The 12,047-nt window shown below is 70.4% G+C and carries 11 protein-coding genes; 2 read left to right on the top strand and 9 right to left on the bottom strand.

Features of this window, described 5'->3' with window-relative positions; genetic code table 11:
* Positions 1-113: 113 nt before the first annotated feature.
* Positions 114-320, bottom strand: coding sequence for a cold-shock protein (locus tag NWFMUON74_RS01895; protein WP_019044597.1), 207 nt, complete (start codon positions 318-320; stop codon positions 114-116).
* 435 nt (positions 321-755) lie between these two features.
* Here NWFMUON74_RS01895 and NWFMUON74_RS01890 point away from each other — a divergent pair, with 435 nt between their 5' ends.
* Complete coding sequence (locus tag NWFMUON74_RS01890) at positions 756-3,152, top strand: DEAD/DEAH box helicase (protein WP_187686295.1); 2,397 nt, start codon at positions 756-758, stop codon at positions 3,150-3,152.
* A gap of 318 nt (positions 3,153-3,470) precedes the next feature.
* Here the strand turns inward: NWFMUON74_RS01890 and NWFMUON74_RS35810 are convergent, their stop codons facing one another.
* The 7 genes from NWFMUON74_RS35810 to ssd form a co-directional block, all read right to left on the bottom strand.
* Positions 3,471-3,830, bottom strand: coding sequence for an Rv3654c family TadE-like protein (locus NWFMUON74_RS35810; RefSeq protein WP_269475340.1), 360 nt, complete (start codon positions 3,828-3,830; stop codon positions 3,471-3,473).
* 542 nt (positions 3,831-4,372) lie between these two features.
* The gene (locus NWFMUON74_RS01880) at positions 4,373-4,666 is read right to left on the bottom strand and encodes a TadE family type IV pilus minor pilin (RefSeq protein WP_187688858.1); all 294 of its coding nucleotides are present in this window, start codon (positions 4,664-4,666) and stop codon (positions 4,373-4,375) included.
* An 89-nt stretch (positions 4,667-4,755) separates the two neighbouring features.
* On the bottom strand, positions 4,756-4,941 hold the full coding sequence (locus tag NWFMUON74_RS01875; RefSeq protein ID WP_269475339.1) for a DUF4244 domain-containing protein: 186 nt from the start codon (positions 4,939-4,941) through the stop codon (positions 4,756-4,758).
* A gap of 84 nt (positions 4,942-5,025) precedes the next feature.
* Complete coding sequence (locus tag NWFMUON74_RS01870; protein ID WP_187686293.1) at positions 5,026-5,628, bottom strand: type II secretion system F family protein; 603 nt, start codon at positions 5,626-5,628, stop codon at positions 5,026-5,028.
* A gap of 148 nt (positions 5,629-5,776) precedes the next feature.
* Complete coding sequence (locus NWFMUON74_RS01865; RefSeq protein WP_232110792.1) at positions 5,777-6,451, bottom strand: type II secretion system F family protein; 675 nt, start codon at positions 6,449-6,451, stop codon at positions 5,777-5,779.
* 472 nt (positions 6,452-6,923) lie between these two features.
* Complete coding sequence (locus NWFMUON74_RS01860) at positions 6,924-8,111, bottom strand: TadA family conjugal transfer-associated ATPase (protein WP_187686291.1); 1,188 nt, start codon at positions 8,109-8,111, stop codon at positions 6,924-6,926.
* A 361-nt stretch (positions 8,112-8,472) separates the two neighbouring features.
* Positions 8,473-9,579, bottom strand: coding sequence for a septum site-determining protein Ssd (gene ssd, locus NWFMUON74_RS01850; protein ID WP_187686289.1), 1,107 nt, complete (start codon positions 9,577-9,579; stop codon positions 8,473-8,475).
* A 371-nt stretch (positions 9,580-9,950) separates the two neighbouring features.
* Between ssd and NWFMUON74_RS01845 the strand changes: the two genes are divergently transcribed.
* Positions 9,951-10,793, top strand: coding sequence for an HAD family hydrolase (locus tag NWFMUON74_RS01845; RefSeq protein ID WP_425343087.1), 843 nt, complete (start codon positions 9,951-9,953; stop codon positions 10,791-10,793).
* Positions 10,794-11,260: 467 nt separating this feature from the next.
* Here NWFMUON74_RS01845 and NWFMUON74_RS01840 read toward each other — a convergent pair whose 3' ends face one another.
* Positions 11,261-12,001, bottom strand: a complete 741-nt coding sequence (locus NWFMUON74_RS01840; RefSeq protein WP_187686288.1) for a Fic family protein — start codon at positions 11,999-12,001, stop codon at positions 11,261-11,263.
* Positions 12,002-12,047 lie beyond the last annotated feature (46 nt).

Genomic DNA, 12,047 nt, shown 5'->3' with positions numbered 1-12,047 from the left:
CGGCGTGTTGAATAGCCCCGGTTTGCGGTCGAGTGTACTGCCCCGGATAAGGCTCGTCCCCCACCGCGTGGGGCGGTGAGGGACGAGCGATCTGACCTGTTGGGTTGACCCGCTCAGCTGAGCGCGCGAACTCCGGTGGCCTGCGGGCCCTTGGTGCCCTGGCCGACCTCGAATTCGACCTTCTGGTTCTCCTCGAGGGTGCGGAAGCCCGTCCCCTGGATCTCGGAGTAGTGGACGAAGACGTCAGCGGAGCCGTCCTCGGGCGCGATGAAGCCGAACCCCTTCTCCGCGTTGAACCACTTCACAGTTCCCTGTGCCATTCTGTTCCTTCTCTTTCCATACCGGAACGGCGGACAAGTTTGGTTCGTCCACCGGGTCCGTTCCGACCGCTGTACTCTGTTCCCCCTGCAGGAAGCATCAAGCACACCGTTCGCAACATCGATCCTGCTGATGGTTTGGACCTTTGATCCGTTCCCTCGAACACAGAAGCTTGCGACCAGGAACCAGTGAACCATGTCTCCGAGCAATTCGACAGTCGAGTTACCGACAATTTGCAAAAAAGATGATCTTGCGAATGCGCAGGTGAGGCTGGCAATGCCCAAATCCCGACTTGGAGTAGGTTTGCTTCGGGATAACCGAGCAGGCGTCAGGCAAACGGGCTGTGACGCAGATCGCTACTCGGTAGCCAAAAGGCAGGTAGGGCTTCTGCAACACACACGATTCACACATTCCTTGCGAGCCGGGATCTCGACTCGATGAATCCGACCGACCCGTCTGCTCCGATCTCCGCGGGTAAACAATCGAGCTATGGGCGATCGTTGCTGAATCGTGTCCTTTCCGGGCTTCCGGATGGTGATACCCGCCTGACCCATGTGACCGAGTTGTCCGCGCGGGCGGCGCAGAGCACCGAGTGGCCGTCCTGGGTACCGTCCGAAGCAGTCGCGGCGTTACGCCGGACGGGCGTGGAAACCCCCTGGTCGCACCAGATACGGACGGCCGAATCGGCCAGAGCCGGACAGCATGTGGTGGTGTCCACGGGCACCGCGTCGGGGAAGTCGCTCGGCTATCAGCTGCCCGTTCTCACCGCGCTGCTCGAGGACCCGCGGGCGACGGCGCTGTATTTGTCTCCGACCAAAGCGCTCGGCGCGGACCAGCTGCGCGCGACCGCCGCGCTGACCCACGAGGGGTCGCTGCGCGATATTCACCCCGCGACTTACGACGGTGACACCCCGGCGGAGGTGCGGCAGTGGGTGCGCGCCAACGCTCGCTGGGTGTTCACCAATCCCGACATGCTGCACCTGGGCATCCTGCGGTCGCATCAGCGATGGGCGCGGGTGTTGAGGCGGCTGCGCTACGTGGTGATCGACGAATGTCACGCCTATCGCGGGGTGTTCGGCTCGCACGTGGCGCTGGTGCTGCGGCGGCTGCGGCGCATCGCCGCGCACTACGGCGCCGATCCGGTGTTCGTGTTGTGCTCGGCCACCACCGCCGACCCGGCCGCGTCCGCGTCGCGGCTGATCGGGGCGCCGTGCGTCGCGGTCACCGAGGACGGGTCGCCGCAGGGAGCGCGCACCGTGGCGCTGTGGGAACCCGCGCTGCTGCCAGCCGTGAGCGGCGAGAACGGGGCGCCGGTTCGGCGGGCGGCCACCGCGGAGGCCGCACGCATCATGACCGACCTGGTCGCCGAGGGGGCACGCACGCTGACCTTCGTGCGGTCCCGGCGGGCGGCGGAGGTTGTGGCCATGGAAACCCGCCGCATGCTGGACGAATTCGATTCCGAACTGGCGGCTCGGGTGACCGCCTATCGCGCCGGCTACCTCGCCGAGGACCGGCGCGATCTGGAGGCCGGGCTCGCCGACGGTTCGCTGCTGGGCGCGGCGACGACCAACGCCTTGGAGCTGGGCGTCGACATCGCGGGCCTGGACGCCGTGGTGATCGCGGGTTTTCCGGGGACGGTCGCGTCCTTCTGGCAGCAGGCGGGCCGGGCGGGGCGGCGATCGCAGGGATCGTTGGTCGTGCTGGTGGCACGGGACGATCCGCTCGACATGTATCTCGTGCACCATCCGGACGCGCTGCTCGGACGCCCGGTCGAGGCGACGATCACCGATCCGACCAACCCCTGTGTGCTGGAACCGCATCTGCTGTGCGCGGCGCTCGAACTGCCGATGACCGACGCCGAGGTGCGTGCGTTCGGGGGGCAGGCGCTGGTCGATGAGCTTGCCGAACAGGGGCTGATCCGGCGCCGCACTGCCGCCAAAGGCCCCGCGCGCTGGTACGCCACGGCCGTGGAGCAGCCGCACGACGCCGTCGACGTGCGCGGCGGCATCGGTGCGCCGGTGGCGATCGTCGACGAGGAGAGTGGGCGACTGCTCGGCACCGCCGACGCCGGGCGGGCGCCCGCCACACTGCATCCCGGCGCGGTGCACCTGCACCAAGGGGAGACCTACGTCGTCGACGAGCTCGACCTCGACGGCGGCGTGGCGTTCGTGCACGCCGATCAGCCCGGCTGGACGACGAGTGCGCGGGCGGTCACCTCGGTCAGCGTGGACGAGACGACCGCCGAGCACAGGTACGGTCCGGTCACGGCCGCGCTGGCTCGGGTGCGGGTGAGCCGCCAGGTCGTGGGTTACCTGCGCACCCTGCCGACCGGCGAGGTGCTGGATCTGGTGGAGCTGGAGCTGCCGGAACAGACGCTGCCGACGCTGGCCGTGCTGTACACGGTGACGCCGGAGCTGCTGGCCGCGGCGGGGATCGATCCGAAGCGGGTGCCGGGTGCGCTGCACGCGGCCGAGCACGCCGCGATCGGAATGTTGCCGCTGGTCGCCAGCTGCGATCGCTGGGACATCGGCGGGGTGTCCACGGCCGAGCATCCAGATACCGGTCTGCCGACCGTATTCGTCTACGACGGTCATCCGGGCGGCGCGGGGTTCGCGGAACGGGGATTCACCCGGCTGCGCACCTGGTTGGCGGCCACCCTCGCGGCCATCGAGTCGTGTGAGTGCCCGGGTGGCTGCCCGTCCTGCGTGCAGTCTCCCAAGTGCGGCAATGGCAATCAGCCGCTGGACAAGGCCGGTGCGGCGGCGCTGCTGGCCGCGGTGCTGGCAGAGCTGCCGGACGATTTGTCCGGTTACGTCGACGAGCCCAGAATGTGACTGTCGATTCACCGCAGCGAGACCGTCGCGCGACTCCGCGCGCGGCAGTGAGCAGGGCACGGTAGGCCGGGGCGACCCCATCGACCCATGAATAAAGAGGAATGGCTTCATATTAACTGAGGCATTGCCCCGGACATTAACTCGGTGATGCCCTTTCGGTCCAATAGCGCTCTGCGGACAAATTGAAAAGCGTCGATACCAGAATTCTCCGGCTTGTAATTCGACCGTCCAGAACACAGTTTGCGACCGCATGTGGCTCGAGTCACGCATTCTTCCGGCACCAACCGTACGGTCTGAATATCACTCGATAGTCCATGATCAAGACACGGGACCGGCGCGCGCGGTCGCGCTGACAGTTCTCGCGCCCAAAGGCCCGAGAAGTATGGCGATCGTCACGGTGACAGTCGCATCCCATTCGACAGTTGTGCAGGATTTCACGCGCGCCCGCATACGCCGCGCGAGTTCCTCGGCTCGCGCACAACCGGCATCGCCGCCCGCCACCAACCCTCCCGCCGCGGCCAGCGCGCTCAGATCCGCCGCGGCCTGCGCCCGATGCCGCGCCACGATCACCGTGCCCACGTGAGCGATCAGCAGAGTGGCCATGAACAGCGCCGCAAGCACAAGGCAGGCGGTAATCGTGGCGACCCCGTCCGCAGCCCGCCACCGCCCCGCCCGCACGCCACGACCGCTCGAATCCGGCCGCGCCACGGCCGTGCTTCTCGATGCCGCGCGACCCGAACCCCCGACAACCGTGCGCCCAACACCACCGACACCCATGCTCGCGCACCCCGCACCGCTCGTGCGCAGGCAGAGGCCGTCGAGATTCGCACTCGAGCGACCAGCATCAGCGGCGCTCACGGACAGACAGCCGAGGCCATCGAGACACACGCTCGGGCGACCAACATCAGCGACGCTCACGGACAGACAGCCGAGGCCATCGAGACACACGCTCGGGCGACCAACATCAGCGACGCTCACGGACAGACAGTTGAGGGTGCCGAGAGCACTCGGGCGGTCGGGAGGGCTCATGTGTGGACGGCCAAGGCTGCCGGTGGTCTTGGGTGGGTGGCCTGCGACGGGAGCGCTTGCGGGCGGACGGCCGATACGTTGGGCTGCCGTGTTCGGGCGGCTGAGGCCGTTGAGACTCGGGCGGGGATGAGTGGTGCGATCGCATGGGTGTGGGTGGGCGGCTGTGACTCCGGTCGGGCTGGGCTGTCGGGTCATTGGGGCTCGCCTGGCTCGCGGACTGCTACTGCTTCGGCGTGGAGGTGGAGCGGGAGGAGGGGTGTGCCGGATGTGACGGTGGCGATTACGTAGTCGCCGTCGGTTCGGATGTTGATGGCGGCGCGCGGCGGGGCGATGCGGCGGGCGGCGGGTATGGCTTCGGACTCGGCGCCGCGGGCGGACAGGCGGGCCGCCTCGCGGGCGGCGTCGACACAGCGGATCTGGGTCGGCGCCGCCAGCAGGCCGCCTATGCACAGTGATACGGCGACCACGAGGGCGGCGAGGGCGATCGCCGCCTCGACCGTTACCGCGCCTGCTTCTCCGTCGGCGGGGTCAGGCTCGGAAGCCGTTGCGCTAGGCCGGTTCTCGTCTGACCTCCTCACACCTCCGTGTTCAACGCGCGGTCGATGATCCGGGTGAGCGCGTTCACGATCGAGTCGCCGGTCACGACCGTGTACAACACCGCACCGAAGGCGGCCGCGGCGATCGTGCCGATTGCGTACTCTGCCGTGCTCATGCCTTCGTCGGCCATCGCCGCCTGTATCAGGCGCGAACGCACTTCCAGTACCGCCGTTCGAACTGTCGAGCGCACCGTTGTCCCCTTTCCCCTGTGCCGGTGCGGCCGGTCCGCACCGGAGTCCTCGCGTGTTCACAGCAGCCCGCCTTCCAGTACTCGTCCGGCCAAGCCGATGACGACCGGCACGATGCCCAGGCAGATGAACGCGGGCAGGAAGCACAGGCCGAGCGGGCCGCTGATCAGCACACCGGCCCGCTCGGCGCGGGCGGCTGTCGCGTCCTCGACGCTGCCGCGAAACTGTTCCGCCAGTTCGGAAACCGCGCCTGCCAGGGCGGCGCCCGAACGCGCCGAGCGACGGACGAGCCGGGCCAGCGCCCGTACCTCGTCGGATTCGGACTCGGTGGCGGCACATTCCCAGGCCGCGAGCGGGTCCGCACCGAGCGCCATCAGGTCGGCGGCCCGGCGCAGCGCCACACCGACCGGTGCCGGCGCTCCCGGCGCCACCGCCCGAGCAGCCGTCCCCACCGGCAGTCCCGCCCGCAAGCAGGCGGCGAGAAGATCCAGCACCGAGGCCGTGGCGAGCGGGTCGGAGCGCAGCGGGACAGGCGTCGGCGGGCCGCCCGCGACGAGCGGGCGGACCCGAACGGCATGCAGACGCGCCGCCGGGGTCATCCGGCCCGGCACGATCAGCACCGCGGAAGCCAAGAGCGCCAACGGAACAGCCACAGCGGTCATGACCGCTCACCCGTATCGAACCGCCACCATGTGGACGAATCGGTCGGCGGGCGGCCGCACACCGCGGGCCGATCACCGTGACGGGCACGCAAGCGCCCGCGCAGAGTGGTCGGTGGTCGAGGGCTGCTGCCTTCGATCGGGGCCGGAGTCATGTGAGCACCTTTCGGGTGATGGCGTCTGTCCACAGGAGACCTGCGCAGATCAGGGCGGTGCCGAGGGGGAGCAGGAACGCACCGGAGCCGGGGCTGAGCAACACCTGTAGTGGTGACGCGCCGATCAGTTGGCCGAGGGCGATGCCGAGGAGGGGCAGACCGGCGAGGACGAGCGCGGTGGCGCGGGCGCCTGCCAGGGCGGCGACGGTGCGGTCGCGAAAGCCCATGCGGCTCACCAGGTCTGCGCGCATCGTGGCGAGTAGTTCGGCCAAAGCGAGGCCGTGACGTTCGGCGACCTGCCAGGCGTCGGCGACTCGCGACAGCTCGGCGGCGATCACTGCCTCCGGGACACGCAGGCCGTCGGCGGCCGCGCCGCCGAGTCTGGCGCGGGCCGCGCACACGGCGAAGGCCGTTGCCGCCGAACCGGATGCGCGGCAATCCGATGCGGACGCCGAATCGCCGATCTCGCTCGCCGCGGTGGCGGCGGCCGCGCTGGGGTGTGCCCCGATCCGCAGCTCACCGACCACCGTATCCAGAGCTTCCGCCAGCGCCGAGCACTCGGCCGCCCGCCGTCGATCCTCCCGGTTCTGTCGCATCCGCACCGCCACCGTGCCCGCCACGATGACCGCGGCGAGTAGCGGACCGATCCCCAGCACACCCGTGACAGCCACAACCACCACGGCAATCGCTCGAAAAACCCACGCACGCGGCACTTTTCGCACTCGCCCGGATGCACCCAGCACCCGCCGTGCCCTTCGCCGCCCGGTCCGCACCGGCAATACCAGCACCGCCAGCGCCAAACAGCAGACCACCCCACTCACACCCCCACCCCCATACCAGGCCACGACCGCACGGCCCGCCGGTCGATGACCGCGGCCGAGGGGACCTCCACCACTCCGCCGCACCAGGACCACACCGCCCTCAGACCGGTAAGCGCGGACGGACGGGTCGCCACCGTTGCGTCACACCAGGGCGACACGACTGTCGGACCGTTGCGGACGGATGGGCCGGGCGTCGATGGTCCGTCGTCGCGCCACCACCGTGTCGGGACGTTGGTGGTCTGATACGGCCATGGCGGGATCGAGACGGTGGGTGCCGACCCTTGCGCTGTGGACGGCTCGCGCACTTGTCCGATCGGCGGGTTCATGGGGCGAGCCGGTTGGTGAGGAGGTGGTTGAGGGCTGCGGCGGCGGGGGCGGGGGAATTGTCGGAGCGCCAGGCTGGGTCTATGTGGACTTGGCCGGTGGGGTCTCGGGCTACCAGGCCGATTTCGCGGAGGATGCGGGAGCCGTCGGGGCGGCGGTGCATGTGCAGGATGACCTGGACGGCGGCGGCCAGCTGGCTGTGCAGGGCGGCGCGGCCCATGCCGCCCAGTGCCGCAAGGGCTTCCAGGCGGGCGGGGACCTCTCGAGGTGAATTCGCGTGTACCGTTCCGGCGCCGCCGTCGTGACCGGTGTTGAGGGCGGTGAGCAGGTCGACGACCTCGGCGCCGCGTACCTCGCCGATGACGATGCGGTCGGGGCGCATGCGTAGTGCTTGGCGAACCAGGTCGCGCACCGTGATCGCCCCGGCTCCCTCCACATTGGCGGTGCGGGCGACCAGACGGACCACGTGTGGGTGCGGCGGGGCCAGTTCGGCCGCGTCCTCGACACAGACGATGCGTTCGGCCGCGGCGACTTTCGCCAGCAGACCGGACAGCAGCGTGGTCTTGCCCGCGCCGGTGCCACCGACCACGAGGAAGGCCAGGCGGGCGCGAATCACGCGCTGCAGCAAGTGCTTCGCTTCCTGCGGCACGGAGCCGGAAGCCGTCAGGGCGTCCAGGCCCTGACTGGCGGGGCGCAGCACCCGCAGCGACAGGCAGGTGCCGCCGTGCGCGATCGGCGCCAGCACGGCGTGCAGCCGCACGCCGAACGAATTTCCCAGCACGCCTTCGACTCCCGGCAGTCGGCCGTCCACCCAGGGCTGTGCGTCGTCGAGGCGGCGACCGGCCGACAGGGACAGCCGCTGTGCCAGCCGACGCACCGCGGCCTCGTCGGGGAAGGTGATCGCGGTGCGCTGCAAACCGTGCCCGCGGTCCACCCAGACCGCGTCGGGGCCGGTGACGAGCACGTCGGAGACATCCGGGTCGTGGAGAAGTGGCTCGAGCACACCCGCGCCGGTCATCTCGGTCTGCAGCAGGCGCAGCACCCGCAGGAGATCGGTATCGCCGAGCACCCCACCGGCCTCGGCGCGGATCGCGGCTGCCATGCGCACCGGGTCGAGTTCCGCGGACTCCGTGGCCAGCCTTTCCCGCACCCGGTCCAGCAGCTCACCCGTCACCAGCGCACTCACCGCAGACTCCCGTCCGGACCAACAGGACCAACCAAGCCAACCGAACCAACTGGGCGGACCGCGCCGACCGCGCCAACCTGGCCGACCGCGCCAACCTGGCCAACCTGGCCAACCTGGCCAACCTGGCCAACCTGGCCAACCTGGCCAACCTGGCCAACCTGGCCAACCTGGCCAACCTGGCCAACCTGGCCAACCTGGCCAACCTGGCCAACCTGGCCAACCTGGCCAACCTGGCCAACCTGGCCAACCTGCGTGGCTGCCGCAGGGCGGCAGCCCGCACGTTCGATGACACGAATTTCCTTGTGACAGGCGGTATTTCGAGATTGGGGAGCCAGCGGGTGCGCGCCCTCGACGTGGGCTCTCATTGTCCGGCCTCCGACAGCACGTCCAGAACGGCATTCGCGGCGGTGCGCAGGGGGCCGCGGGGCACTTCCAGCCCGCCTCGTTCGAGGCGGGTGGCCAGACCCGGCTGGGCACGGACTCCGGCGAGGAGCGGGAGGTCGAGTGCCGCTGCGACCTCGCCGGAGCGCAGTCCGCCCGGCGCGGGGCCTCGAACCACCAAGCCCTGGTTGGGGTTTCGGCGGCCGACGTGTGCGGCGACGCCGCGGGCCGCGGCCACCGCGCGCAGCCGGGCGGGTACGACCAGCACCACGAGATCGGCGGCGTCCAGAAGTTGGTCGGCATGCGGGCCGCGCGCACCGGACACGTCGCAGACCACGAGATCACCCGCCGCACGCCCGGCCTCGACCACGGCGCGGGCCGCACCGGCCCCGATCTCGGCCGCCTCCGCGCCGGAGGCCGCCCGGCCGCACGAGAGCACCGCCAGCCCCGGACCGGCCGACGGGAGGGCGTCGTGCAGTGCCCCGGCGGCCACCCGCCCCTCCTCGACCACCAGCTCCGGCCAGCGCAACCCCGGGGTGGACTCGATACCGAGCAGCAGGTCCAGGCCGCCGCCCAGGGGGTCGCCGTCGACCAGGATGGTGTGCGGCAGAAATCTGTCGGCGGCGGTCAGCGCGACGGCCGCGGCGAGCGTGGACGCGCCCGCTCCCCCGCCCGCGCCCACCACGGCGACCACCAGACCGTCGCCCGGGCCGCGGTGGGTGTGGTCGGCGAACGCCTCGATCAACTCGTCGGCCGCGGCGGGCAGGGCGACGACTCGTTCGGCGCCGACGGCGGCGGCCGTCTGCCAGTCGAGCAAACCGGGCTCGCCCTCGGTCACCAGTAGCGTGCCCGGGCGGCGTGGCCAGGCGGCCGCGCCGCACTCGCCGGCGGCCGCGGCATCGAGAATCACCATGACCGCCTCGGACCAGGCGGGCCGGCCGATCGGCGGCTCGGCCACGGTGACACGGCGGTCGGCGGCGGCCGCGACGCGGCTCACCTCCTCGCGCAGTCGGCGGTCGGCGACCAGCACCAGGACCGGGCCGGGCGGCGCGCTGTCGGAAACCTCGCTCGCGGCAATGGAATTCATGGCCTCAGCGTGGCCGCTGGGATGCGGGGCGACCAGTGCCGAAACGCGGAATGTGGATAACTACGGGGGTGTGAGCGAACAGTGCACGCCGAGTACCGGATAGACCGTGCCGGAAATAGAGGACGGCCCCAGCCGGGGGGGGAGGAGGCTGGGGCCGTCGGGGTTCAGCCCCGGGGGGTCGGGCTGAACGCGCCTGGACCATGTCCAGGTGCCAGCAATACTACACCCAGGCCCCGGCGGAAACGCAAGTCCACCGGCCGAGGAACTTTCCGCCGGGCCGCCCAGCGTCACCGTGGCAAACCCCGCCGCGACCGGTCGCGAGCGGGCACCGGCAGGCCCCGACCGCCGCATCCCCCGGAAATCTCCCTATCCTGGACCGCGTGACGGCCGAGGGCGACCTGCCAGCTGCGGGCAGACTGACGAGTGCGGGCCGGGTCGCGGCGTTCTTCGACCTGGACAAGACGGTGATCGCCAAGTCCAGCGCGTTCGTGTTCAGCAAGCCGTTCTTCGACCAGGGTCTGCTCAATCGGCGGACCGTACTGGAGAGCAGCTACGCGCACTTCCTGTTCCTGCTCTCCGGCGCCGACCACGACCAGATGGAGCGCATGCGCGAGCATCTGACCAAGATGTGCGCCGGCTGGGACGTCGGCCAGGTCAAGTCGATCGTCGCCGAGACCCTGCACGAGCTGGTGGATCCGCTCATCTACGCCGAGGCCGCCGACCTGATCGCCGATCACAAGATTCGCGGCCACGACGTGGTCATCGTGTCGGCCTCCGGCGAGGAGATCGTCGGCCCGATCGCCGACGCGCTCGGCGCGACGCACACCGCCGCCACCCGGATGGTCGTCGAGGACGGCCACTACACCGGCGCGGTCGACTTCTACTGCTACGGCGAGGGCAAGGTGGCGGCGATCGAGCGGCTGGCCGAGTCCGAGGGCTACGACCTGTCGCGGTGTTATGCGTACTCGGACTCGATCACCGATCTGCCGATGCTCGGCGCGGTCGGGCATCCGACGGCGGTCAACCCGGACCGAAACCTGCGGCGGGAGGCCCTGTCTCGCGGCTGGCCGGTACTCACCTTCTCGAATCCGGTATCGCTGTGGGCCCGGCTGCCGTCGCCCTCCTCGACCACCGTCACCGCGACCGCGGTGGTGGGTGTGAGCGCGGTGCTGGCGGGGGCGGTCAGCTATCGGCTGCTGCGACGACGCCGCTGAGATCTCGGGTCCCCGGATCGCCACCCACCCCGGCCATCATCGACACCAACTATCAATAACAACACGAAACACCGGGCGACACACCGAAAAAACGAATGTCCGCCCAGCCCTTGCTGTGACCGGGCACACAGAGTAACAATGGACGCACGGAAGGACGGAAGGCCAAGATCGGAGCGGAAGAGAAGGTCCGATCTCCCATCCCACCCTTCCCAGCACGGACGCCAGGCACCCACGCGGAGCACGCCGCGCAAGGGCAACAGCGTTGTGGGCTTGCGAACTCCGGGCTTCGGGCGGCGAGGGCCTCGCACAGGTTGCGGGGATGAACCGCCGAGGTGCGGATAATCGCCGAGGCCGCAGAACACAACCCCGAAAAGCACGCATGGTAACCGGGTGGTCCGTGCTAGCGGGCGGTGAGGTCGTCGCGAGACGACAACGCCGCCCGCTTTGATGTGGAAAGGGCCTCGCGGCTACTGCTTCGCCGCGTCCGCGATCGAACGGGCCTCGCGCGCACCGTCTTCCAGCGCGCCGCAACACAGGATCACCCAGCCGCCGACGCCGTCGGCCGTCCCGCCGCCGAATCCCGCCGCCGCGTCCAGATATGCCTGCCGCCGCCGCAGCAGGAAAACCTCCGGCACGCCGAGGTTGTGCGGATCCAGCCCACTGGACACACACACCAGCCGGGACGCCGCCCGCGCGACGATGCCGTCGGCGGTGCCGAACGGCCGCAGTGTCAGCAGCTCCCCGTGCGCGACGGCCGCCACCACCGGCGCCGGAGCGCTCGACGTCAGCACGGTCTGGGCCAGCAGATCGAGACGCTCGGCGATACCGGCGTCGGCCCGGGGCCGCCCCAGCCGCTCCTCCTCGACCAGGTCGGCGGCCGCCAGCAGGTGCAGCCTGGCCAGCGCCTGCAGCGGCGCCCGCTGCCACACCCCGACCAGATTCCGCAGCGCGTCGCCGTCGAGGGCCTGCCCGACGCGCAACGCGCCCGCGAGAATCGGATCCGCCCGCCCGTCGACCGGCAGTTCGGTGCTCCCGCCGTCGATCGCCGCCGACGACCGCGCCGCCCGCACCGCCGCCTCGGCCGCGGTGGTCGGCCATCCGCGCCGATTCGCCTTGTGCATGTGCACCTCGGCCAGCGCGGCACGGGCCCGATCGGCCGCGTCGCGCACACCGGGCAGATCCACCAGCGGCTGAAGTACATCGGTCACGACCCCACACGCTACTCGAGCCCGCGACTCCCGCGCCGGGCACGCC

The sequence above is a fragment of the Nocardia wallacei genome (assembly GCF_014466955.1).
Classification (GTDB): domain Bacteria; phylum Actinomycetota; class Actinomycetes; order Mycobacteriales; family Mycobacteriaceae; genus Nocardia; species Nocardia wallacei.
The sequence above is the reverse complement of the archived record's forward strand: the minus strand, read 5'-3'. Positions and strand labels throughout refer to the sequence as shown.

Coding starts and splice junctions, on each gene's coding strand:
- NWFMUON74_RS01895 (WP_019044597.1), bottom strand. CDS start 320: ATGGCACAGGGAACTGTGAAGTGGTTCAACGCGGAGAAGGGGTTCGGC.
- NWFMUON74_RS01890 (WP_187686295.1), top strand. CDS start 756: ATGAATCCGACCGACCCGTCTGCTCCGATCTCCGCGGGTAAACAATCG.
- NWFMUON74_RS01870 (WP_187686293.1), bottom strand. CDS start 5,628: ATGACCGCTGTGGCTGTTCCGTTGGCGCTCTTGGCTTCCGCGGTGCTG.
- ssd (WP_187686289.1), bottom strand. CDS start 9,579: ATGAATTCCATTGCCGCGAGCGAGGTTTCCGACAGCGCGCCGCCCGGC.